Genomic DNA, 23,844 nt, shown 5'->3' on the forward strand with positions numbered 1-23,844 from the left:
GCTTTCTCCGGAGTGAAAGAGCGGTTTGAGCGCTAGAAGACGGCGTCCATCGCCTGCTGGAGGTCCGCTTCGAGGTCGTCGACGTGCTCGATGCCGATGCTCGCGCGGATGAGCGGGTCCGTCAGCCCCGCAGCCTCGCGTTCTTCTCTCGGGATGGCGGCGTGGGTCATCGCCGCGGGCTGCTCGATGAGGGACTCGACGCCGCCCAGCGACTCGGCGAGCGTGAACACCTCGGTCTCGGCGACGAACTCGCTGGCTTCCTCGAGGGTGGCGTCCAACTCGAAGGAGAGCATCCCGCCGAAGTCGTCCATCTGCTCGGTCGCGAGTTCGTGGTCCGGGTGGCTCTCCAGCCCGGGGTAGAAGACGTGCTCGACGCGGTCGTGGGCGTCCAGCCACTCGGCGAGTTCCTGCGCGTTCGCGCAGTGGCGGTCCATCCGCACGCCGAGGCTCTTCGTCCCGCGCAGCACGAGGAAGCAGTCGAAGGGACTCGGCGTCGCGCCGACGGAGTTCTGGTAGAACGCGAGGCGCTCGTCGAGGTCCTCGTCGTCCGTAATCAGCGCGCCCGCCACCAAATCGGAGTGCCCGCCGAGGTACTTCGTGAGGCTGTGGCAGACGATGTCGGCACCGTGTTCGAGCGGGCGCTGGAGGTACGGCGTCGCGAACGTGTTGTCGACGGCGCAGAGCGCGTCGAACTCGTGGGCGATGGCCGCGAGCGCGTCGATGTCGTTGACGTTCATCAGCGGGTTCGTCGGCGTCTCCACCCAGACGAGTTCCGTGTCCTCGCTCATCGCCGCGCGGACCTCGTCGTGGTCGGTGGTGTCCACGAAGTCGAACTCGAGGTCGTACTCCTCGTAGACCTGCGTGAAAATGCGGTGGGTGCCGCCGTAGACGTCGTTGCCCGCGACCACGTGGTCGCCGGATTCGAGCAGGTTCATCACGGTGTTGATGGCGCCCATCCCCGAGGAGAAACATCGCCCGAAGTCGCCGCCTTCGAGGCTCGCGAGGTTCGCTTCGAGGTCGGTCCGCGTCGGGTTGCCCGTCCTGCTGTACTCGTAGCCGCGGTGGTCGCCGGGCGCGTCCTGCTCGTACGTGGAGTTCGCGTAGATGGGCGTCATCAGGGCGCCAGTCTCCTCGTCGGGCTCCTGCCCGGCGTGGATGGCTCGCGTCTCGAAGTGCTCGTCGTCGTCGCTCATATTCGGAGCGTCGGCCGCACGCGAGTTAGGTCTGTTCGTTGACGGCCTAGATGACGTCGTCGGGGTCGTGAACGTCCTGCATCCGCTGTGCCTCCGCGGCGTACTGTTCTTTCAGGTCCGGGTCGCCGGTCTGCCCGAGATTCCCGGGGTCGGCTTCGACCGCTGCGGTCGTGTCTCGGACGTCCGAGAAACTGGTGAGCGCGCGCTCCTTGCGGAAGTACCGCTCGCCGTCCGGCGTCGCGTACGTGAGGATGATGATGTTCTGCTCGCCGTGAGAGCACGCTCTCACGTGCATCGGCTCGCTTCGCTCGCCGATACGTCGTCGGAGTACGTCCGCTCGACCAACTACACCTGCACGGTCTCCTCGCTTTCGTCGTCGCTCATGCCTACATGAAGGGGTGCGAGTAAGTTAGGTCTGTTTGCAGCACAGGGAAGTACTTTTGTGCCCGCATACGTGTCATCTCCCGTACTGATGTCCGAGTCGGAGTTCGAGGTCCAAGACCTGTGGATTGAGCGCACCGCGGACCGTCTCGGCTTTGATTCCGTCGCACGCACGCTGTTCCAGCGTGAGGAACTGTCGCCGTACCTTTTCGTCGTCACTGCCGTCGCGTTCCACCTTCCGCTCCTGTCCGTGGTCGGGTGGCTTCAGACCGGCGTGCTCTCCATCGTCGTCAACCCAGGCGAAGTGTTCCAGCTCGTTGCGTGGCCAGCCGTCATCTGGGTGCTCCTCCGCACGAAGTCCAAGTACGCGGCTGTCGTCGCGGACCTTCCCGACGCAATCGACGACGACGTGCAGGCGGTTGAGATAGGTGGTGGGCTGGCCGGACGAATGCTGACCGTAATCGGGGTTCCGGCGTCACCGACCGGGAAGACGGACGCCGACCTTGAACAGTTCGCACCACGACGCGTGTTCGGTGCCATTCTGCTGGCCGGTCTCGCGGCGTACGCCGCGCAACTGCTCGCGAACCCAGATAGTCTCGTCGGCCCGGTGGCCGAACTCACCGGTCCGGTTGTCGCGGGTATCCGGTTCTACCTCGTCATCCCGTTTGTGCTCTACCCAATCGGTGCAGAGTTCCTGACCGTCGTCGTCGGCGTCCTCGTCCTCCTCCCGTTCAAGATTCGGCGCGCCCGCCTCGTAGATTTCTCGGATCCGCACGGGTTCGCGGGTCTGTCTCCCGCTGGCGACCTGTTCAAGAGTGTCGCCGTCTCGTACTTCGTCCTGCTCACGTTGTTCACTACCTTCCAGACCGTCGGCGTCGGTGCCAGTCCCACAAGCATGTTCTCGTCTGCACTACTCTTGTCGGGGTTGGCAGTCGGACTGATCTTCTTCTTTGCGCCGATGTTCTGGGTCAAGTCGTTCGTGGGGGATGCCAAGGAGGCAAAGATCGACGCGCTCGCACAGCGGTCTAGGCAGGTCGGTGACACGGACGACCGCCTCCCGTACGCTGAACCGAACTCCCCTGAGAGCGTCGACCAATACACGTACGATTACCTCCGAATCCAACAAGTCGACTCGACAAGCGAGTTCCCACTCGACGTCGCGATGCTACAGGAAGTGCTGTTCGCACTCGTGCTCCCCTACGTCACGTCGCTCGCGTTCGACTTCGTGGTGAACAGTGCGGCCTGAGTCGGCGGACTCCCGCGAGCGACAGGGTTTTTCGCAGTGCTCCCCACACCTCTCCCGTGAACGTACGGGGCGAGGTGACCGACGTCGACGAGGTGCGGTCGGTGAACACGCAGTACGGCGACCGGGACGTGCTCGACGTCCACGTCCGGCCGGACGCGGACAGCGACGCGGCCGCCGACGACCCCGGGGCGTCCGTGCGCGTGACGCTGTGGGGGAAGTGGACGGAGACCGTCCAGTACCTCGAACCCGGGATGGAGCTGCTGGTGACCGAAGCCGAGGAAGAGGAGTGGAACGGCGACGTGCAGTACTCGACGAGCAAGGAGTCGTACGTCGTCGTCGAGCCGGACTTCCTCGTGGACGTGACGAACATCCGGTCGTTCGTGCAGTGTCCGCGCCTCTACTACCTGAACAAGCTCTCCGGGCTCCCCCTCAAATATCCGGTGACGAAGGGGACCATCGTCCACGAGGTGTTCGGGGACCTGCTCCGGGGCCGCGATTTGGACGACGCGGTCGCCGAGCGCGTGGACGACGCCGGTCTCGAACTCGGCCTCCTGGGCCGCGACCGCGAGGAAGTGGAGGCCGACGTGCGCGCGAACGCCGCGGCCATCGAGGGATGGCTCCAGCAGGGCCACCTCTCAGGGGACGGCGGCACGACCGAGGAGCGCGCGGAGGGCTGGCGCGCGGGCGACGACTGGCGCTCGGAGTACACCCTGATTTCGGAGACGTTCGGCATCAAGGGTCGCTGTGACGCCATCCGTCGCGGGATGCCCGTCGAACTGAAGACGGGGAAGAACACGAACCGCGACCCGCGCTTCCACGACAAGGTGCAGGCGGCGTGTTACGCGCTGATGTTGGACGACCGCGGCGTGAACGCCGACACCGGAACCCTCCTGTACACGAAGAACGCGGCCGTCGACCGCAGCGAGGCCTCCGGCGACCTCTCGCCCGCCAAGGAGTTCTCCATCGGGAAGGGGTTCCTCGAATTCGTGGTGCGCCAGCGCAACCACCTCGCGGCCATCGAGCACGAGGAGAGTCCACCGACGGGGTTCGAGGCGGACGCCAAGTGCGAGTACTGCTTCGAGCAGGACACCTGCATGGTCGTGTCGGGTCGCCTCGACCAAGAGTCGAAGGCCGGCCAACTCGGCGAGCCGCTCCCCGAGGACGAACGCGCGTACTTCGACGACATCTACGCCGCAATCGAGCGCGAGCGCGACTCCGTCCACGACGAGTACCGCAAGCTCTGGGAGCAGACGGCCGAAGAGCGCGCGGCCGACGACCGCGCAGTCGTGGACCTCGAACCCGCGGGCAATGAGGAGCTGCCGGACGGCCGCTGGCGGCTGACCGCGAAGCGACCGACCGCCGCAGCGTCCAAGATTCGACAGGGCGACCGCGTGCTCGCCTCCGACGGCGACCCCGTGCGGGGGACCGCGGAGATGGCGCGCGTGGAGACGCTCTCCCCGGAGCGCGTCGTCGTCACCGCCGACGAACCCGTCGATCTCCGGCGCCTCGACGTCTACCCCTCCGAGTTGAGCGTCGACCGGATGCTCACCGCACTCCACGATGGACTCCTGAAGGGCGACCAGCGCCGCAAAGACGTGCTTTTCGACCGGGAGAGCCCGGACTTCGCGGACGAGGAGTACAGCGTCGTCGACAACAACGACGCGCAGAACGAAGCCGTCAGCAAGGCGTTGAACGCCGAGGACTTCGCGCTCGTCCACGGGCCGCCGGGCACGGGGAAGACGTACACCATCGCGACGCTGATTCGGGAATTCGTCGAGCGCGGCGACCGCGTGCTGCTGTCGGCGTTCACGAACCGCGCCGTGGACAACGCGCTCGAAGCGCTGCGCGAGCAGGGGTTCTCCGACATCGTGCGCGTCGGAACCTCGAACGGAATCCGCGAGGACATGCAGGACCTCCGACTGAACCAGTCCGGCGACCCCGCGGAGTGTGCGCGAGCCCTCCAGACCGCCGACGTCGTCGCCGCCACCACCGCCACGAGCGGGTCCCGGGTGATGCGCGAGCAGGAGTTCGACGTGGTGCTCGTCGACGAGGCCAGCCAGCTCACCGAACCGGACACGCTCGCGGCCATCAACCGCGGCGAGCGCTTCGTGCTCGTCGGCGACCACGAGCAACTCCCGCCAGTGGTGCGCTCGGGCGGCCGCCTATCGAAGTCGCTGTTCGAGCGCCTCCACGAAACATACCCGGAGGCCTCGGTGATGCTCGACCAGCAGTACCGGATGAGCCAGCGGATTCAGGCGTTCTCCTCGGAGGAGTTCTACGACGGGCGACTCCGGCCCGCAACGGGCGAAGTAGCTGGGCAGACGCTCGCCGATTCGGGGGTGGAGACGGGCGGTTCCGTCCAGAACGGAGTCTCTTTCCACGACGTACCCGGGACGAGCGACGCGCACGTCGACCCCGCGGAGGCCGAGCGCGTCGGCGAAATCGTCCGCGAGTACGTCGACGCGGGCGTCGACCCCGCCAAGGTCGGCGTCATCGCGCCGTTCCGCGCGCAGGTCGCGGAAATCGGGCGGCGCGTCCCGGAGGGCGTCACTGTCGACACAGTCGACCGCTTCCAAGGCTCCTCGAAGGAAGTCGTGGTCGTGTCGTTCGTGGCGACGGGGAGCCTCGACGGCCCCATCTTCGAGGACCACCGGCGCGTGAACGTCGCGCTCACTCGCGCGAAGAAGAGCCTCGTGCTCGTCGGCGACGAGACGGCGCTGCGCTCGGAGCCGCTGTACGACCGGATGGTCGACTGGGCGAGCCTCGACTAGGGCGTGACGACGATTTTCCCCACGGTGTCGCGGTTCTGCATCGCGGCGAACGCCGCGCCGGTTTCTTCGAGCGCGTAGGTCTCGTCGATTTCCGGGGAGAGGTCGCCGCTCGCCGCGAGGTCGACGAGTGTTTCGAGGTCGCCCTGCGTCCCCATCGTGGAGCCGATGATTCGCTTGTGACCGAGGAACAGGTCCGCAACGTCGATTTCCGAGCGCCCACCCGCGGTCCGCCCGCAGACGACCATGCGTCCGCCGCGGCGGAGCACGCGCTGGCCGAGTTCGGTGTACTCGCCGCCGAGGTGGTTGAGCACGGCGTCCGGGGTGCCGACGGCCTCCACTTCCGCTCGGAGTTCGTCCGTGTCAGTTCCGCGAATCGCGTGGTCGAGTCCGAGGCCGGTCACGCGGTCGAGTTTCGACTGCGAGGACGACGTGCCGACCGTTCGCGCGCCGAGTACGTCCGCGAGTTGGACCGCAGCGACGCCGACACCGCCCGTGACGCCCGGGACGAACACGAGGTCGGTCGGCCCGACCTCGGCGCGGCGGAGCATGTGGTAGGCGGTCACGTACGCCGTCGGCAGCGCCGCCGCGGTGGTCGTGTCGAGGCCGTCGGGGAGCACGACGAGTCGGCTGGCGTCCACTCGCGCTTGCTCGGCGAGGCCGCCGTGGAACAGCGAGAACTCCGCACAGAGGTTCTCGGGACCCTCCCGGCAGAACTCGCACTCCCCGCACGTCTCGTTGGGGCAGAGCACGACGCGGTCGCCGGGTTCGACACCCGTGACGTCCTCGCCGACGCCGCGTACGGTGCCGGCGACGTCGAGGCCGCTGACGAACGGGAGGTCGTCGGCGTCGACCATCGCGGAGTCGCCCTCCAGAATCCAGAGGTCGTGGCGGTTGATGGCGCACGCTTCCACGTCGACGACGGCGTCGCCGGCGCCCGGTTCGGGGGCCGGTCGGTCGACGACGCCGACGCCGTCGGGGCCGGTCAACTCGGTGAATGCTGCGGCACGCATCGCGTCGGCGTTCGTCCGGCTGTCGGATAGGAATACGGGTGGCCGCCGCCTCTGCCTTTATCCCGGTGCGCGGCCAACACTATCGGATGGAGACACTCGTGGCCGCGGCGACGGCGATAGCGCAAGCGGGCTCCGGGCTCGACATCGACGTCACGCTCGGACAGGGGCTCGCGGGCGGCGCCGTGGGCGCGTTCCTGACGACGCTCGTTGTGGGCGCCATCGCGGTCGCGGTGTTCCCCGAGCGCACCGAGACGTTGATGGCGCGCGTCCTCGACGACCCCGTGAACTCGTTCGCGTACGGCCTGTTCAGCGTCCTCGCGCTGGCCCTGATGGCGGTGCTGCTCGTGTTCACCGTCGTCGGCATCGTCGTCGCGCTCCCGCTGGTGCTGGTCGCGTACGTCGTCTGGGCGGTCGGCGCCGCCGTCGCCTACCTCGCAATCGCCGACCGGCTGGTCGGCCACGAGGACGGCTGGCTGAAGGCGCTGCTCGTCGCGGCGACCATCAACGGCGCGCTCGCGGCGACCGGCGTCGGCGCCCTCCTCGCGGTCGTCGTCGGCATCACGGGCTTCGGCGCCGTCCTCCAGCCGTACCTCGAGTGACAGCTATCGGACGCGCCCGACGAGGCGCTCCCAGAGCCCGGGGCGCGCCGTCGCGTCAGGTAGCCGGAACCGGACTGTCGTCCCCTCCCCGTCGTCGGTGAAGTCGACGCTGCCGCCGGATTCACGGACCGTCCAGTAGACCAGCCAGAGGCCGAGGCCGCTGACGTGCGAGAGCTCCGTCTCCTCGGGCTGGTCGAGCACGTGGTACTGGTGGCCGGGGATGCCCGAACCCGTGTCCGAGACCGACACGACAACGTCGTCGCCCGGCGGGTTCGTCACGGACGCCGTGATGTGTACGTCGTCGTTGTGTTCGACGGCGTTCGAGAGGACTTCGTAGAGCGCGTCCGCGAACGCCGGGTGCGCCGACACCACCGCGTCATCGCTAGTCTCGACTTCCACGTCGGCTTCGGGGTAGCGCTCGCGGAGCCGTTCGACGGCGTGCGCGAGGACGGCGCCGGCGTCCTGCTCGCGGCAGGCATTGCTCTCCCAGATGTCCAAGATGCGGCGCGTGCGCTCGCTGTTCTCCAGCAACTCGGTGACGTGGTTGCGCGCGACCGTGACGTCCTCGTCGCCGTCGCCGACCTTGTCTTCGAGGTTCTGGAGGTGGCCGTCGACGACCGACAGCCCGTTGCGGAGATTGTGCCGGAGGACGCGCTGGTTCATCGTGAGCAGTTTCACGAGGTCCGCCAGCCGCGTCCGCTTCTCCTCGGCGGCGACCGCGTAGAGGCTCGTCTGCGCGCCGACCGCGAGCCCGAGCCACATCGCGAACACGACCATGAACTCGGTGTCGACGACCGGGTGGCCCTCCAGTTGCCAGACGAGCGCGACGGCGACCGCGAGCAGCGAGAACGCCACGCCGGTCAACAGGGTCAATCCCGCCGCGCGAACGACCCCCGTCGGGCTGATGTCGCGGCTCTCCGCGTCCACGCCAGAGTAGACGAGCGTCGTCGCGAGCGCGCCGACGATGAGCGCCTCCAGCCCCACCGCGACGGTCCAATCCACGTGGAACCCGTAGCCGACGGCGGCGACGTACCCGAGGACCGCGTACGCGAAAAACCACCAGTGCGCGACCGAGGCTGCCGGTCGGTCGCGCTCCCGTTTCGCCATAGTTTCACCTATTCGAGGCACGGACCGTTAATGCGTCGGCGTTTTCGTCGCCGTCAGCGGCGAATGAACGCTTTTCCGACATTTCGGAGCGTCCTCTCAGTCTCGTCAGTGTCGGCCGGTTTGCGACGGTCTTCGACTCACTTTGCGCGCTGCAACCGCCACGCGGCGAGCGCCGCGCCGACCGCAGCGACGGCGGCGCCGAGCGCGAGGCGGCGGGTCGACAGCCCACTCACGCGTTCGTCGTCGCTGTCGGTTGCTGTGACGCGTTCACCGACGCGCTTCAAGTACGGCGTGAAAACGACCGGCATACGCGAGTTGCGCCGGCAGCGAGGATAAGCGCTTCGCCGGTCAGTCGTCGACGTGCTCGCGGACGCGCTCGTGGAACGCGCGCAGCACCGCGTCCTCGTCGTCGGCGAGCACCACGTCGCTCGCCGAGAGGGTCGCCAGCCCGAACGACAGCGGCGACGGCGACTGCAGCGTCGTCTCCGTGACCTCGATATCGCCCGACTGGACGCCCGCCAGCACCTCGCGAACGCCCGCCAAATCGAGTTTGTCCTCGATTAGCTCGCGGTACGTCTCGTCGAGCACGGCGAAGTCTTCGAGGCCCTCCGCGAACCCGAGCAGCATCTCGCTTGCGACCTGTTGTTTGCTCGCGGACTTCTCGCGGCCCTTGTAGCGCTTCAACACGAGCAGCGACCGGGTCGCGTCGATGCGGAAGTACCGCTGGAGGAGGTCGGTGCCGTCGAGCGCCGCGCGCAGCGTCTCGCGGGCCGTCTCCGGGTCGGTCTTCCGCAGGAGTTGTGCCACGTCGACTTTGCGGTTCAGCGGCATCGCGAGCGTGAAGCCGTTGTCCGCCACGGAGACGGCGACGTTCGCGTTCGCCTCGTTCGCACAGCGGTAGGCCAACAGCCGCGAGAGGCCGTCGTTGAACCGCCGGCCGTACGGCGTTCGCACGTGGTAGCGCCGCCGGTACTCGTCGCGGTCCTTGACCTCTTCGACGGCGATGCGGTCGGTCGTGCTGACGCTCTCGACGCCCGCGTACTGAATCTGGTCGTCGTACATCCGGGCGAGCGCGCGCACCGCGTTCGCGTCCACGGGGAACTCGCGCAACCACCGCCGCACGGCGGGCGCACCGCCCTCGTCGTACCGCTCGACTAGCTCGGTCTGGAAGCGCGCGATTTCCCGGCCGAGGTCGTACGACAGCGGGAGGCGCTCGGAGAACCACGACGGCACGGTCGCGCGCTCGCTCGTCCGGTCGACGTACACCTTCGACCCGCGGCGGTAGCGGTACGCGAACCGATCCCCGCCGAGCACGAACACGTCCCCGGCTTCGAGCGTGTCGAGGTAACTCTCGTCGAGTTGGCCGACCCACTCGTCGTCGCCGCGCACGTGGACGTTCACCGCGAACGAGTCCGGAATCGTCCCGAGGTTCTGGAGGAGAATCGGGCGCGCGAGCCGACCGCGCTTCCCGATGAGTCGCTCGCCCACCTCGAAGTCCGGGTAGTGGTGCGTGCCCGACGTCGGGTCCTCCGGGTCGCCGTCGTCGCCCCCCGGCGGGTCGTTCTCGTCCCGCCAGATTTTCGCGTACACGTTCCGGTCTTCGAGACCGTCGTAGCCCGCCGTGAGGTACCGGAACAGGCTCTCGAAGTCCGCGTCCGTGTACTCGCGATACGGGTACGCCGACCGCAGCGTCGCCCGCACCTCGCGCTCGGGGAGCGGTCCCTCGATTGCCATGCCGTAGACGTGCTGTGCGGCGACGTCGTGCGCGCGCTCGGGGATGTGGACGCGGTCCACGAATCCCTGTTCGGCCTGCTGGAGCATCACCGCGCACTCCACGAGTTCGTCCCGGTCGAGCGCGATGACTCTCCCAGTCACCGTCCGGCCGGGTCGGTGGCCCGCGCGCCCGACGCGCTGGAGGAGACTGGCGACGGATTTGGGGGAGCCCACCTGCACCACGAGGTCGATGTGGGGCATGTCGATACCGAGTTCGAGGCTCGTGGACGTCGTGGTCACCGACAGCGACCCCTCCTTCAACTGCTGTTCGACCTCGGTGCGCCGGTCCTTCGAGAGGCTGCCGTGGTGGCACGCGGACTCCTCGTCATCGACGACGCCGCGCTCGCGGAGGTTCTCGAGGACGCGCTCGGCGCCCGAGCGCGTGTTCGTGAACACGAGCGTGCTGTCGTTGTCTGCGACGAGGTCACCGAGTTCGTCGTAGAACGCGTCGTTGACGGCGCCCGTCGAGGCGTTCACGAGGTCCGGCGTCGGGCACGACAACTGGAGGTCGTAGTCGCGCGCGAACCGCGCGTCCACGATTTCGCACTCGCGAGCGTCGCCGCTGCCTCGCGGACGCTGCCCGCTCGGCTCGTCCGCAGAACGAGACTCCGCGCTGTCGAATCCGACGAGGAACCGAGCGATGTCTCCGAGCGGCTCCACCGTCGCCGAACAGCCGATGCGAGTGAACCCGCCGGCGAGTCGCTGGAGGCGTTCGAGGCTCACCGAGAGGTGCGTCCCCCGCTTGGAGTCGGCGAGGCTGTGAATCTCGTCGACGACCACGTACTCGACGCTGCGGAGCTTCTCCCGGAACTTCGGCGAGTTCAGCAGAATCGCCAGCGTCTCCGGCGTCGTATTGAGAATGTGCGGCGTCGACTCCAGCATCTGCTGGCGCTCGTAGTCGGAGGTGTCACCGTGGCGAATCGCCTGCCGGACGTCCGTCTCGACGCCGCGCTCCGCGAGTCGCCCCGCGATACCGTCCAGCGGGTTCGCGAGGTTGCGCTCGATGTCGTTCGCGAGCGACTTCAGCGGCGACACGTACAGGCAGTAGACCTCGTTGTCCAGTCCTTCCGCCTGCTCGCGCTCGAACAGTTCGTTCAAAATTGCGGTGAACGACGCGAGCGTCTTCCCCGACCCAGTCGGCGCGGCAACGAGCGCGTTCTCGCCCCCGTGAATCAGCGGAATCGCCTCCCGCTGGGGCGGCGTCAGACAGCCGCCGTCCTGCTCGGGCGGCCCGAAGCGGTCGACCCACCACTCCCGGACTGCGGGGTCGAGCGCGTCCAGAATCTCGCGGTCCGAGGACTGATGGTCGTCTGCCGACCGCGTCGCCGCCTCCGACTCGGGACCCATCCTTCGCGTGTGCTTGGCTCCCGTACGGCAAGTGTCTGACGCCGCTAGGGGTTTTGGTTTGGTATGGGTTTTTCGTGGCCGTCGTTGCTTACGACTCCTCGAAAGCCCCGAGGCTGTAGACTCGGGAGGCTCGTTGCGCTCCTCGCTCGCTACGCTCGCTGCGGTGCTTACTTCGCCTGCCTTCGTCTACAGCCTCGCCCCTTTCAGTCCACCCCGCTACCGGCTGACCAACCGGCTACGGGCGGATTGAAAGGGGCGGCGAGCTCGCGCTTGCCTGGTCGTCTCGCGACGGTGAGCCGAACGTAGTGAGGCGAACGCCGGGAGAGCTTGCTCTCCCGGAACAAGCACCGCAGGAACGAGCGCAGCGAGTGACGAGGAGCACAGCGAGCGAACGACCGCGAGCCCGCCGGGGCTTTCTAGGTGTTCACGGCAGCGTTCCCGAGCGCACCTGCCTACCGAAGCCACGAACACGTACCCCGAACCGTTAACCGCCTTCCGGCCGCGGCTTCGGGTATGCAACTGACGTTCCTCGGGACGGGGAGCGCGATGCCGACGGGAGACCGGATGCAGACCGGACTCCTCCTCGAGCGCGCGGCGGGAACCGCCGCGAATGGAGCGAGCGGGCAGGACGCCCGCGAGCAGCCCGACAGCCGGCTGCTCGTGGACTGCGGGAGCGGCGTGCTGCACACGCTCGCGCGGACTGACGTGGGCTACGAAGGCGTGGACACGGTGTTGCTCACTCACCACCACCTCGACCACGTCAGCGACCTCCTGCCGCTGCTGAAGGCGCGCTGGCTCGCGGGAGAGGAACACCTCACCGTCGTCGGGCCGACGGGAACGGAGGAGTTGGTGACGGACCTGCTGGACGTTCACGAATACCTGCAGGACCGCGTGGACCTCACGCTCCGGGACGTCGACGTGGGGGGCTTCGAGGTGGCGGGCTTCGACGTCGAGGCCATCGAGACGCGGCACTCGATGCCGGGGCTGGCGTACAACTTCGACGGCGAACTCGCGTTCAGCGCGGACACCGAAGCGTTCGCCGGGATGGCTGCGTTCGCGGACGGCTGCGACGTGCTCGTCCACGACTGCTCGTTCCCCGACGAGGTGGACGTCTCGAACCACCCGACGCCGACCCAACTGGGGGAGTCGCTCGCTGGCGCGGACGTCGACGAACTGTACTTGACGCACCTCTACCCGCACACGGACGGGAAGCACCGCGAGATGCAGGAGAGCATCGAGGAACACTTCGACGGCCACGTCGCGTTCGCGCGGGACGGCCTCGTCGTCGAAACCCAGTAGTTCAGGCGTCGCTGTCCTTGTTGACGGTGGCCTCTAGGTCTCGCTGTTCGGCTCGCGTGCCCAGTGTCACGAGCACGTCACCGGACTCGATGACTTCCTCGTCGCCGGGGTTCGCGATGGTGTCGCTGCCGCGCTGGATGGCAAGCAGCGTCGCGCCGGATTCTCCAATCGTCGAGGCACCCACGGAGTTCCCGGCCAGCGGCGAGTCGTCGGTGACATCGAACCACTCGATGCGGGCGTCGCCGACGGGCACGTCAGCGGTCTCGGATTCGGCGGGCTGGAAGTACGCACCGCCGAGGACGGCGCCGAACTGGCGGGCCTCCTCGCCCGTGAGCTCCGCGACGCGTTCGGCGTCACCGTCGCCGGCGGGCTGGCGGTACAGCGTCCGCGTGCCGTCGTGATCGATGACGACCGACAGCCGGCCGCCGGCGGCGAGGTCGAGTTCGTACTTTCGGCCGACGTTCGGGAGGTCGGTCTCGCGGACAGTCATCACGCCGAGGTTCGACGGGCGCCCGCAAAAGCCCACCGCCGCTCACTGCGCGTCGGCCCACGGGAGGACCGCCCACAACTGGTCGCTGTACCGCATCGCGAGCGTGCCGAGGATGCTCGTCGCGAGCACGTAGCCGACGGTGAACGCGGGCACGCGTTCGGTGAGCACGGGCGTGGTGCCGACGCTGGCGGCGAGCGCGGCGATGACGAGCGCGAACTCGCCGCGGGGTGCGAGCGCGGACCCGACGCGGAACGCGCGCCGCGGTTCGAGGTCGAACTGGCGGCCCGCGTAGTAGCCGGAGACGTACTGGCCGGGAATCGTGATGGCGACGGCGACGGCGACCGCCCACGCCTCGCGGGTGATGAGCGCGGGGTTCGTGGAGAGTCCGACCGCGAGGAAGAACAGCGCCGCGAACAGGTCCCGGGACGGCGACAGCAATCCCTCCACGCGGTCAGTGAGCGTCGTCCGGCCGACGGCGGTGCCGACGAGGAACGCCGCGACCGCGGCGCTCACGCCCGCTCGGTCGCCGAGGCCGGCGACGGTCGCCGCGACGCCGAGCGCGAGCAACACGAACAGCTCCCCGGATTCGACGTCGAGGAGGCGCTCGACGACCTTCGTCCCGCGGAGCGCGACCACCGCGCCAGCCGCGACGAGCGCGACCACGACGGCGACGTCGACCGCGAGCGCGCCGACGTCGGTGGCGCCGAGCAGGACCGCCGACAGTACCGCGAGGTAGCCCGCGGTCGCCACGTCCTCGACGACGACGACGGACAGAATCGCCTCGCTCTCGGGGTTGGCAATCCAGTCCAACTCCAGCAGGAGCTTCGCGACGATGACCGTCGAGGAGTTGAACAGCACGCCCGCGAGCACGAGCGACGCCACCCAATCGAACCCCAACAGCAGGCCGACCGCGAACCCCAGCGGGAGGCTCACGCCCACGTCGATGGCGCCGCCCGCCAGCACCTGATCGCCCTTCTCGAAGAGCGCGTCCAGGCTCAGTTCGAGGCCGACGAAGAACAACAGCAACACGACGCCGAGGTCCGCCAGCAGCGCGACCGTCTCCGGGTCGGCGACGAGCGTCGGCCGGTATCCGAACACGGTGGGCGCGTGCGGCCCGACGAGCATCCCGACCACGAGATATGCGGGGATGACCGACTGCCCGACCCGGCGCGCGAGCAGGCCCGCTGCCGCCAGCGCCACCAACACCAGCCCGATACCGAGCAGCGTCAAGTCCGCCACGCCGCCCACTCGCGGCGCCACCGAGAAAGCCGTTGCCCTCCTCAGGTCAGCCGCGACACTGACTCCCGGACGTCGTCGACGGTCTGGCGCTGGCGCTCGGTCGCGGCCGCGATGTCGTCGAGCGCCGCCGCGACCTCCGCCGTGCGGTCGTCGACGTCGTCGACCATCTCCGCGACCTCCTCGACGCTGGTCGCCTGCTCGTCGGTCGCCTCCGAGACCTCTTGGACGCCGCTGGCGGCCGCCTCGACCGCGTCCGTGATCTCGCGCAGCGTCTCCATGGCCTCCTCCACGCGCCCGACACCGTCCTCGATCTGGCGGTTCATCTCGTCGAGGCGTTCGACCGCCGCCTCCGTGTCCGACTGCATGTCCCCGACCAGTTCCTCGACGCGCGTGGACTGCTCGCGGGACTCCTCGGCCAGCGCCTTCACCTCATCGGCGACGACCGCGAAGCCCTCACCGGCCTCGTCGGCGCGCGCGGCCTCGATTGAGGCGTTCAGCGCGAGCAGGTTCGTCTGCTCGGCGATGTCGTCGATGACCGCCGTGACTTCTTCGACGTCGCCGGCGCGCTCCCGGAGCTTGTCGACGTCGTCGGCGACGCCGTCGCTGGCGGCTTCGATGTCGGCCATCACGTCGAGCGCGTCGTCGGCCGCCTGCTCGCCGCGACCCGCCAACGCCGCGGCGTCCTCGCTGGTCTCGCGGACATCCGCCGCGGTCGCCGCCACCTCCTCGATGCTCGCGGAGACGCTCGACACCTCGCGAGCGACGCTCTCCGTGCGGTCGACCTGCTCGTCGGTGAACGCCTGCATCTCGTCGGCGCGCTCGGCGACGTCCCGCGAGGCGTCGGCCAGCTCAGCCAGCGGCTCTTCGACGTCCTCCGCGACCGCGTTCGCGAGCTCGGTGCGGCGCTCGACCTCAGACTGGAGGCGCTGGGCGTACGAGTCGATGTACGTGTCCATCGCCACCTGCTGGTCGAACGTCAACAGTTTCAGCATCGGCAGGAACCGCTCGACGAGGTCCTCGACGGCTTCGGTGGCGTCGTCGCCGCGGTCCGCAGTCATGTCCTCGACGAGCGCGTCCAGCAGCCCCTCGTAGTAGCGCGTGTACGCGCCGAGGTACACTTCCGGCCCGAGGTCGAGGAGGTCGTGAATCTTCCCGATGCGGGCGCGCTGCTCGACGTACTCCCGGTCGTACTCGCCACGACCGAGTCCGAGCAGGTACTGTGTCTGCGTGCGCTTGAGCTGGTCGACGGTCTTCGTCGAGCGCCCGAAGATGTCGAGCGTGCGGTCGAACTCCCGGAGGTGGTCGTAGAAGTCCGCCACGAGGTCCTCGGCGACCGACTCGAACAACTCGGACTCGCCCGCCAGCGCCGCCTCGTCCGCGTCGTCGATGTCCGTGAACTCCTTTCGCCACGCGATTTCCTCGTCGTCCAGTCCGATGCGGTCCGCGAGCGCGTCCCCGTCAACCCCGCCGCGAACGTCTTCGGTTACGCGAGGGGATTTATCAGTAGCCATCGCGGTGGCGTTCCCGGCTCGGTCACTTATACGTTGGCCGCAATCCCAAGAACTGAGAGCCGGCCTACTCCATCCGGTAGCGCAGGACGGCCGCGACGCCGCCGAGGTTCCGGAGCTGTTCGCCGGGCGCGAACTCGTGGCTGAACACGGTGACGTCGCCGCCCTGCTGTTCGACCTGCGTGACGAGGTCGTTGACGTCGACGTCCCAGTCGCCCTCGCCTGCGCGCTCCTTGCGCAGGCGCTCGTCCAGAATCAGCAGCGTCTCGACGGCGCCGAAGTCGACGGCCTTCTCGACCTGCTCGATGCCGTAGGCGGCCTTCCCGTCGGTCGCAATCTGGTCGGTGAGTTCGTCGATGAGTTCGGACTCCTCGGCGATGCGCGTCTCCTCTTGGACGTCCTCGACGGCGCCGCGCTTGAGTACCTCGTGGACGCCGCGGCCGCCCACCGCGCTCGTGTCCACGGTCGTAATCTTGTCCGCGAGACTCCGGTACTCCTCTTGGATGTAGTCGAGCGCGTCCTGCTTCGTGAACCCCGGGCCGGCGAGGATGATGGCGTCAGCGTCGAGGTGCGAGAGCGCGCTCGCGACATCCTCGAACAGTTCCTCGCGGGAGCGAGCGTACTCGCCTTTCCCCGTGGTCCCCGTGAACGAGCCGTACTCGTCGATGCCGTACTGCTGGACGACGTGGATGTAGGCTTCGCCCTCCTCGACGGTGGCGATTGCCACGTCGGGCTGGTCCGTGGCTTCGACGGCCTCGTTCAGCCGCTCCAGTTGGTCGGGCTTCCAGTGTTTCTCGACCTCGATTTCCTCGCGCTCCTCAACGTTCAGCGTGTGGTGGAGGCCGAGCTGGTCCTCCCGCGAGCAGTCCGAAATGGTGCCAGCGACTCGCAGGCGGTTCGAGAACTTGTGGAACTCCACGTCCTCGACGTCGATGGTGACGTGCATGTGCTCGCGCTCCCCGCCCGTGTCCCGCATCTGGTCGTCGTTGCGCTGGATGCGGCGGTGGGTGTCGCCCGCCACGAGGTCCCCGGGTTCGAGGACGTACGCGAGGTGCCAGAGGTCGTCGAGGCTCTCGGGGACGAGCGTGATGCGCTCGCCGCCGCCCTCGACCTGCCGGCGCTCCTTCAGTTGCATACCCGGTCCGAGGCGTGGGACGCCCAAGTGTCCTGCTACTCTCGGGCCGCCTACGCGCTCGTCGTCGTCGCCGCGCCCCAGCCGAAGCACGCGGCCGCCAACACCTCGCAGTAGAACGCCAGCAGGTAGCCGACGAGGTACTCGCCCAGCCACGCCGCGAACCCGACGCCGACCGCGAGCGCCGCGACGCCGCCCGCCCACCGCGTGAAGTACCGGGCGTCACGGAGCGTGGGCCCGACGGCGCTCGGGTCGAATCCCGCGCGTAGCGACCGCGAGACAGCAGCGTGCGCCACGCTCGCCGGCGCCGAGTACGCCAGCGGCAACAGGATGCCGAGCAGGCCGCCGGCCAGCAGTGCAATCGGCACCGCGGAGACGTTCGTCTCCGACGGCAACACGAGCGCCCCGAGGTACAGCGTCGCCGCCGACGGAACCCCGTACGCGGCGAGCACGACGAGCGTACGGCCGGTGTCAGCGGCAAGCGTCCGCCACCCGCGGAACAACGGCGGTTCCGCGCCCGTCGCCGCCGCCCGCGTCACGCCCGCGAGGTGGCCGACAACGACGACCAGCGGGAGCGCCGGCAGGACGAGCGCGTGCAGCAAGTGGAGAATCCACCCGCCGAGGAAGCGGTCCTCGGCGTCACCCGCCAGCGGGTACGCCAGCGCGTCCCGCATCAGTCCCGGATGCGGCTGCCGCCCGGCGGCATGTACTTCTGAATCTCGTCCGGGCTGGCGACCTTCCGGACGAACGACTCGTCGGCGAAGCGCTCGCGGAACTCCCGGTAGATGCGCTTGGCGGCGTCGCCCTGCGCGTACCTCCCCGGCTCTAGTTCGATGGTTGCCTCGACATCGTCCGCGATGGCGTCGATGGGGCCGCCGAGCACGCGCGTGTGCGGTTCGCAACTGATGCCGACCGCCCACTCCGCGGGCAGGTCCCGGAAGTACGTGCGGTCACCGCGAATCGCGAACCCGCCTTTTTCGAGGTACTCGCCGCTCTCGGGCGTCTTCGACACTTGGTCGGGCGTCACCATGTAGGCGTCACCGGAGCCGCGGCCGTCCTTCCAGACCGAGGAACAACACACCGCGAACTGGGCGGCCTGTCGCTTGCTCGACTCGGGCACCTCGATGTCGTTGGAGGGTTCGCTCGGCGCGGACGTCTTCAACACCGTGACCGGGCCGCCGTGGGCCTGCGCGTGGAAGAAGCGGTCGTAGCGGTCCATGTACTTCTTCACGAGTTCCTCGTTCTGGTCGGCGTTCCGGCCGCCGATGACGAGGAAGCCGTCCGACGTGCGGAACCAGCGGAACCGCTCGTACCACTGCTCCTGCTTGCGAATCGGAATCGACGACCGCGAGAGCCAGTCGATTTCGCGGTCCGCCTCGTCCTCGTCGGGTTCGTCGGGTTCGGCGTCCCACTCCTCGCGGCGCTGTTTGGCGGCTTCGAGGTCCTCGCGCGTGTTCTCGATTGCCGCGCGGGCGCCCTCCTGCTTCCCCTCGATTCGCTTGGCCTCCTTGTAGTGCTCGTCGGCGTTCTTCTCGACGCCCCACGCCGGGTCGACCTCGATGGTGTGGTCGTCCAACCGGATGCGTACGGTTCCCTCGGACTCGTTGATGCCCGCGAACGAATCCGCACCCGGAACGTCGCCGGCGGCGTCCTCGAACGTCTGCGCGATTTCCTGCCAGCCGTGGCCCGCGTCCCGTGCGTCCTGCACCGTCGAGAGAATGTCGTCGACGAGGTCGTAGTTCGCGTACAGCAGTTCGGCCTTCTCGCGCTCGGCATCGGCCTGCTCGGCGAAGTCCTCGATGGCCTGCTCCTGCTGTTTGATGATGTGCTGGTGCTTCTGAATCTCCTGCTCGAAGTCCGGCTTCGAGACCGCCTCCCCGCTCTCTTCTTCCTCGGTCGTGTCGAGGTTCGTGAAGTAGTCGTCCAAGGCGTCGTTGAACCGGTCGTACGCCTCGGCGGGCAGGTCGGTGCGCTCTTCGAGCGCCAGCGGTGTCACGTCCACGCGCTGGCCGCGAGCCGCCTTCCCGTCCTCGTCCTCGCCGTCCCCCGGTTCGAAGTAGACGCGGGGTTCGAGGTCCCCGGACCGAATCGCGTCGAGCAAGCGCTCGCTGGCGTCGTAGAGCGCGCGGAACTCCTCCTCGTCCGCGTCGTCGATGTCCTTGGTCTTCTCGACGCCCGCCCGCGTGCAGAGTTCCTCGCCGTACAGCCCGCCGAAGTTCAACTGGGTCGCGAGCGTCCGCACGAGGTCCGTGTCCGACTCGCGCATCTTCGCGACGAATCCCTCGTAGTCCAGTTCGAGCGGGTTGACACGCGCGCTCGGGAAGCCGTACTGCGAGCCCGGCGCGACCGTCCGCGACTGCAGGCGGACGGTGTCCAGCGAGTCCACGACCTCGCCGTTCTGGTCGACGACCGCGATGTTGCCGTCACCGAACAGCTCCGCGACGATGGTCGTGTCCTGGTCCTCGCGGCGGAACTCGAACTCCAGAATCCGGTCGAAGCCGTGCTGGCGAACCTCGTGGAAGTCCGCGCCCGACAGCCGGTTCCGCAGCATCTTCGCGAAGTTCGGCGGGCGCCCCGGCGCGTCCGGGACGTGCTCGGGCGCCGCGGCGTGCGCGCGCTTCGTGTCCCCGACCTCGATGAGGAGTTCCACGCGCCCGCGGTCGAAGTCCCGCATCTTCAGCCGCAGAAGGTCGTCACCGTAGAGGTAGGCCTTGTCGACTTTCGCCCCCTGATAGCCGTTGAGTTCCGCAGTGAGGGCGACGAGGTCGACGCTCGTCAGCTCCCGCTTCTGGTCCATGCTCACCGTTTTGACGGGGGGAATCCCTCTGCCTTACGGTCTGGGTGGCGCGGCGAAGCCGGACAACTAGGTGCGAGCGGAAAGCGTAGCGACCCGCGAGCCGTGTGCCCGAGTGGAGCGAGGGCACGGTTGAGTGAACGGCGACTGGAAGGAGCCGTGAACCGCGTGCCCGAACGAGCCAAAGCCAGCCGGCTACGCGAGACTCACGTCCAAATACAGCATCACGACGACGCCGAGCATCAGGCCCAGCGTCGCGATGCGCTCGTTCCCCCGAGAGTGCGTCTCCGGGACGATTTCGTCGCTGATGACGAACAGCATCCCGCCCGCCGCGAACCCCATCGCGTACGGCAGAACCGCGCTGGAGACGGTGACCGCCCACGCGCCGAGTAAGACCAGCGGAATCTCCACCAGCCCCGCCCGGATTCCCGTGAGCGCGGCGTACGTCGTGCGGTCGAAGCCCGCGTTCACCGCCGCCACCGAGACGGCCAGCCCTTCCGGGATGTTCTGGATGCCGATGGCGAGCATCAGCGACAACCCCTCCGCGACGTTCCCGCTGCCGAACCCGACGCCGACCGCCAGTCCCTCGGGCATGTTGTGGATGGTGATGGCGACGATGAACAACAGCAGCGGCGCCAGTTCCGCCTCCGAAATCGTCTGGTCGCTACGCTTGCGGCCCGTGACGAGCACGTGAACGTGTGGCACCCAGCGGTCCGCGCGATCCAATAACAACACCCCTAGCGCGATGCCGGCGATAACCTCCAGCAGGCCGTTCCGCCCGCCGAGTTCGATGCCCGGCAGAATGAGGCTCGTGAAACTCGCCGCGAGCATCACGCCCGCCGCGAACCCCAACGCGCCGTCCAGCGACCGCTGGGAGGGGTCCCGCCAGACCACCACGAGCAGCGCCCCGAGGAGATTCAACCCCGCGATAACAATGCCCGCGACCAGCGCCTGCATCACCGGGTCGCTGCCAGCGACAGCGAGGAACCACGACTCCAACATACGCGAGCAGTCGCGGGCCGCCCGCTTAAACTCGAGGTCCCGTCGCTGGCCCGCCGTCCACCAGACCGGAACGGATACACCCGGCGAGCGAGTAGCGACGCGCAATGACCGAGTCGCTGTCCGTGCTCCTCACCAACGACGACGGCATCGACGCCCCCGGCATCCGCGCGCTCCGCGACCGCCTCGCCGACGACCACGACGTCACCGTCGTCGCGCCCGCCGCCGAACAGTCCGGCACCGGCCAGACCCGGACGTTCGAGACGCTCGACTACGACGACCGCGAAGACGGCTACGCCGTCCACGGCACCCCCGCCGACTGCGTCGCCGTCGCCGTCGCCGCCCTCGACTTCACTCCCGACGTCGTCGTCTCCGGCTGCAACGACGGCCCGAACCTCGGCGCGCACATCCTCGCGCGCTCCGGCACCGTCGGCGCCGCCATGGAAGCCTCCTTCCTCGGCCTCCCCGCCGTCGCCGTCTCCATGTACGACTGGGAGCTAGACCCCGCCGGCGAGTGGGACCCCACGTACGACCAGTTCCACACCGCCGCCGACACCGTCGCCGACATCCTCCCCGACTTCGTCGCCGGCGACGTCCTCCCGACCGCCGACTACCTCTCCGTGAACGCGCCCGCCACCGAGTACGCCGACAACCCCGTCAAACGCATCACCCGCCCGACCGAAGAGTACGAACTCCAAGCGGAGTTCACCGAAACCGGCATCGACGTCGAAGACCGCTTCTGGCACGAATTCTTCGACCGCAACATCCCCGACCCCGCCGGCACCGACCGCCACGCCTGCGTCGACAACGAAATCAGCGTCACTCCGCTGACTGTCCCCCACTCCGTCGCCGACGGCGCCACCACTGGTGGGCTCCTCTGAGGGCGCTTTTGCGCTGCGGGCGCGCTTCGCGCGCCCTCGGCAAAACCGACACCAAAAGCACTCCTCGCTCACTTCGCTAGCGCTCCGTTCGCTCGTCGGCCTCGCGGCGAAGCCGCGAGTGAACCGCGTCGCTCGGGTTCTTCGAACCACTCGCTCGCGGACGCTTGTCCTGTTTCAAATTGCGCTCGCCGTCGCGAACGTTCAAGTACGAGAGCGCGACCAACCCGCTGCGTGACCTGAATCCCGCCGCGGGGCGCTCCGAGCCGAGCAATCGGTACGCTGAGTGCGGCGACCGCCCCGCGAGACGCAGCCGCCTGTAAGCCCCCAATCCGCCTACAGTCGCTTGCTGACGTAGGGACCGTCCTGTCGGTAGCCGAGCTTCTGCTTGTAGTACTGGCGCGCGCCGATTCCGGAGATGACGCTGAGCTTCTCGAAGCCGGCGTCGGCGGCCATCTCCTCGGCGCGCGTCATCAGGCGCTGGCCGTAGCCCTGATGCTGGTGTTGGCCGTCCGCAGTGTCGTCGCCTGCTCGCGGCGTGCCGCCGCTCGCTGGTTCGGAGTCGCGTGGCGACTCCCCGACCCCGACCTCGCCGCCGTAGACGTGGAGTTCGCGCAGCAGCGCCGCGTCCTCCAGTTCGTCCCGCACGGTGTCGTTCGGGAAGCGAAGGCGCGCGAACCCGACGAGGAGGTCCTTCTCGAAGTCCTCGAAGCTGATGAAGTGCTCCGTGCCGCCCGCGACGTCGTAGGTCATCACGTCGAGTTCGACGTTCTCCGGCTCCTCGTCGTTCATCCCGGCCTCCCGGCAGCGGATGCACTCGCAGGTGTAGCCGTGCTCGTCCATCTTCTCCCACGCGAGCTGGCGGAGATTCGACTTCCAGACGCCGGCGTCGATGTGGTCAGCGGGAATGTCCCGCTGGACGCGCTGGAGGCGCGTGTACCGCGGAATCATGTCCATGACCTCCGCGACCAGCTCGGCGGCCTCCTCGTTCTGCAGCGGCTGGAACTCCTCGTTGCGCCACATGTCGTACGTAACGGTGTCGCGGACGACCAGCGTCGGGTAGATTTTGAGGTAGTCCGGCTTCCACTTCTCGTCCTCGAACAGTCGCCGGAAATCCTCCAAGCACATTTCCTTGCTCATGCCCGGCTGGCCCGGCATCATGTGGAAGCCGACCTTGAACGCGGCGTCGCGCAGCCGGCGGTTCGCGTCGACCGACGCCTGCACGCCGTGCCCGCGGTGCATCTCGCGGTTGATGCGCTCGTAGGTCGTCTGCACGCCCACCTCGACTTTGGTGCCGCCGAGGTCGAGCATTCGGTCGACCTGCTCGGGGTCACACCAGTCGGGCTTCGTCTCGAACGTCGTCCCGATGTTCCGGATGTCGCCGAACTCGTTGTCCGCGATGACGTCTTCCAGATAGCGGAAGTCGTACTCCTCGGGGTCTTGGGCGAACGATTCGGACTCCGAGGGGTTGGGTTCCTGCTCGGGGTCGAAGTCGTTCAGCGCTTCGAGCGCGCGCTTCACGAACCACTCCTGGTAGTCGTGGCTGCGCGCGGTCATCGTCCCGCCCATCAAGATGAGTTCCACCTTGTCGACCGGGTGTCCGATTTCCCGGAGCTGGTGGAGCCGCAGCGTCACCTGCCCGTAGGGGTCGTAGTCGTTCTGGACGCCGCGGGCGGCCGCCGGCTCGTGGCCCGTGTACGACTGACTCGACGAGAACTCGCTGGCGGGCCCGCCCGGGCAGTAGAGGCACTTGCCGTGCGGGCACATGTGCGGGCTCGTCATGATGGCGACCGGCGTGACGCCGGACGCGGTCCGCACGGGCTTGCGCTGGAGGACGTCTTCGAGGTCGTCGCGACGGTCGTCGGGCGCGAAGTCCAGTAGCTCGGAGTGCTTGGGCACCTTCGGTGCGGAGTGCTCCGAGCACACCTCTAGTTTCGCGCTCTCGACGTCGTCTCTGCCGACGTCCCCGTCGAGGATTCGTTCGACGAGCTCCTCGCAAGCGGCCTCGAATGCGGGGTCGGCGTCCGCGCTCATTACTCCGTAGAAGCCTCCGCGGGCGAAAAAGCGTGTCGTTGCGG

Annotated in this window: 19 protein-coding genes; 5 read left to right on the top strand and 14 right to left on the bottom strand. The window is 68.2% G+C overall.

What is annotated here, in order from left to right; translation table 11 throughout:
• Positions 1-32: 32 nt before the first annotated feature.
• Complete coding sequence (locus AVZ66_RS07860; RefSeq protein WP_058983446.1) at positions 33-1,193, bottom strand: cystathionine gamma-synthase; 1,161 nt, start codon at positions 1,191-1,193, stop codon at positions 33-35.
• A 46-nt stretch (positions 1,194-1,239) separates the two neighbouring features.
• A complete protein-coding gene (locus AVZ66_RS07865) occupies positions 1,240-1,488 on the bottom strand; it encodes a hypothetical protein (RefSeq protein ID WP_058983447.1) in 249 nt (82 codons plus the stop codon).
• 177 nt (positions 1,489-1,665) lie between these two features.
• On the opposite strand from AVZ66_RS07865, the gene AVZ66_RS07870 reads away from it, so the two are divergent.
• Both AVZ66_RS07870 and AVZ66_RS07875 read left to right on the top strand, forming a co-directional pair.
• Positions 1,666-2,820, top strand: coding sequence for a hypothetical protein (locus AVZ66_RS07870; RefSeq protein WP_058983449.1), 1,155 nt, complete (start codon positions 1,666-1,668; stop codon positions 2,818-2,820).
• Between the two features lie 56 nt (positions 2,821-2,876).
• Entirely contained in the window at positions 2,877-5,591 is a 2,715-nt protein-coding gene (locus AVZ66_RS07875) for an ATP-dependent helicase (RefSeq protein WP_058983451.1), read from the top strand.
• Here the strand turns inward: AVZ66_RS07875 and AVZ66_RS07880 are convergent.
• Positions 5,588-6,601: an alcohol dehydrogenase catalytic domain-containing protein gene (locus tag AVZ66_RS07880; protein WP_058983453.1), complete on the bottom strand. Its 1,014-nt coding sequence runs from the start codon at positions 6,599-6,601 to the stop codon at positions 5,588-5,590. The genes AVZ66_RS07875 and AVZ66_RS07880 overlap by 4 nt on opposite strands.
• An 86-nt stretch (positions 6,602-6,687) precedes the next feature.
• Here AVZ66_RS07880 and AVZ66_RS07885 point away from each other — a divergent pair, with 86 nt between their 5' ends.
• The gene (locus AVZ66_RS07885; protein WP_058983456.1) at positions 6,688-7,200 is read left to right on the top strand and encodes a hypothetical protein; all 513 of its coding nucleotides are present in this window, start codon (positions 6,688-6,690) and stop codon (positions 7,198-7,200) included.
• A gap of 3 nt (positions 7,201-7,203) precedes the next feature.
• On the opposite strand, the gene AVZ66_RS07890 is transcribed toward AVZ66_RS07885, so the two are convergent.
• From AVZ66_RS07890 to AVZ66_RS07895, 3 genes are all read right to left on the bottom strand, one after another.
• Positions 7,204-8,307, bottom strand: a complete 1,104-nt coding sequence (locus AVZ66_RS07890) for a sensor histidine kinase KdpD (protein WP_058983457.1) — start codon at positions 8,305-8,307, stop codon at positions 7,204-7,206.
• A gap of 137 nt (positions 8,308-8,444) precedes the next feature.
• Positions 8,445-8,615 carry a hypothetical protein gene (locus tag AVZ66_RS16215; RefSeq protein ID WP_157575633.1) on the bottom strand — a complete coding sequence of 57 codons (171 nt, stop codon included), beginning with the start codon at positions 8,613-8,615 and terminating at the stop codon, positions 8,445-8,447.
• Between the two features lie 40 nt (positions 8,616-8,655).
• Complete coding sequence (locus tag AVZ66_RS07895) at positions 8,656-11,427, bottom strand: ATP-dependent helicase (RefSeq protein WP_058983459.1); 2,772 nt, start codon at positions 11,425-11,427, stop codon at positions 8,656-8,658.
• Positions 11,428-11,940: 513 nt separating this feature from the next.
• On the opposite strand from AVZ66_RS07895, the gene AVZ66_RS07900 reads away from it, so the two are divergent.
• The gene (locus AVZ66_RS07900) at positions 11,941-12,726 is read left to right on the top strand and encodes an MBL fold metallo-hydrolase (protein ID WP_058983461.1); all 786 of its coding nucleotides are present in this window, start codon (positions 11,941-11,943) and stop codon (positions 12,724-12,726) included.
• Position 12,727: 1 nt separating this feature from the next.
• Here AVZ66_RS07900 and AVZ66_RS07905 read toward each other — a convergent pair whose 3' ends face one another.
• The 7 genes from AVZ66_RS07905 to AVZ66_RS07935 form a co-directional block, all read right to left on the bottom strand.
• Positions 12,728-13,216, bottom strand: coding sequence for a cation:proton antiporter regulatory subunit (locus AVZ66_RS07905; RefSeq protein ID WP_058983463.1), 489 nt, complete (start codon positions 13,214-13,216; stop codon positions 12,728-12,730).
• 42 nt (positions 13,217-13,258) lie between these two features.
• Complete coding sequence (locus AVZ66_RS07910; protein WP_197407737.1) at positions 13,259-14,455, bottom strand: cation:proton antiporter; 1,197 nt, start codon at positions 14,453-14,455, stop codon at positions 13,259-13,261.
• Between the two features lie 41 nt (positions 14,456-14,496).
• Positions 14,497-15,966, bottom strand: coding sequence for a globin-coupled sensor protein (locus AVZ66_RS07915; protein ID WP_058983465.1), 1,470 nt, complete (start codon positions 15,964-15,966; stop codon positions 14,497-14,499).
• Between the two features lie 64 nt (positions 15,967-16,030).
• A complete protein-coding gene (locus AVZ66_RS07920; protein WP_058983466.1) occupies positions 16,031-17,098 on the bottom strand; it encodes an mRNA surveillance protein pelota in 1,068 nt (355 codons plus the stop codon).
• Between the two features lie 50 nt (positions 17,099-17,148).
• Positions 17,149-17,769 (bottom strand): DUF4013 domain-containing protein, encoded by a 621-nt coding sequence (locus tag AVZ66_RS07925; RefSeq protein ID WP_058983468.1) that lies wholly within the window; start codon positions 17,767-17,769, stop codon positions 17,149-17,151.
• Positions 17,769-19,892, bottom strand: a complete 2,124-nt coding sequence (gene rqcH / locus AVZ66_RS07930) for a ribosome rescue protein RqcH (RefSeq protein WP_058983469.1) — start codon at positions 19,890-19,892, stop codon at positions 17,769-17,771. The genes AVZ66_RS07925 and rqcH overlap by 1 nt, the downstream gene beginning before the upstream one ends.
• A gap of 192 nt (positions 19,893-20,084) precedes the next feature.
• Positions 20,085-20,891 carry a ZIP family metal transporter gene (locus AVZ66_RS07935; protein ID WP_058983471.1) on the bottom strand — a complete coding sequence of 269 codons (807 nt, stop codon included), beginning with the start codon at positions 20,889-20,891 and terminating at the stop codon, positions 20,085-20,087.
• A 104-nt stretch (positions 20,892-20,995) separates the two neighbouring features.
• On the opposite strand from AVZ66_RS07935, the gene surE reads away from it, so the two are divergent.
• Entirely contained in the window at positions 20,996-21,769 is a 774-nt protein-coding gene (surE, locus tag AVZ66_RS07940) for a 5'/3'-nucleotidase SurE (RefSeq protein WP_058983473.1), read from the top strand.
• Positions 21,770-22,102: 333 nt separating this feature from the next.
• Here the strand turns inward: surE and AVZ66_RS07945 are convergent, their stop codons facing one another.
• The gene (locus AVZ66_RS07945) at positions 22,103-23,800 is read right to left on the bottom strand and encodes a tRNA uridine(34) 5-carboxymethylaminomethyl modification radical SAM/GNAT enzyme Elp3 (protein ID WP_058983475.1); all 1,698 of its coding nucleotides are present in this window, start codon (positions 23,798-23,800) and stop codon (positions 22,103-22,105) included.
• Positions 23,801-23,844: the final 44 nt, after the last annotated feature.

The sequence above is a fragment of the Halobacterium sp. CBA1132 genome (genome assembly GCF_001485535.1).
GTDB lineage: Archaea > Halobacteriota > Halobacteria > Halobacteriales > Halobacteriaceae > Halobacterium.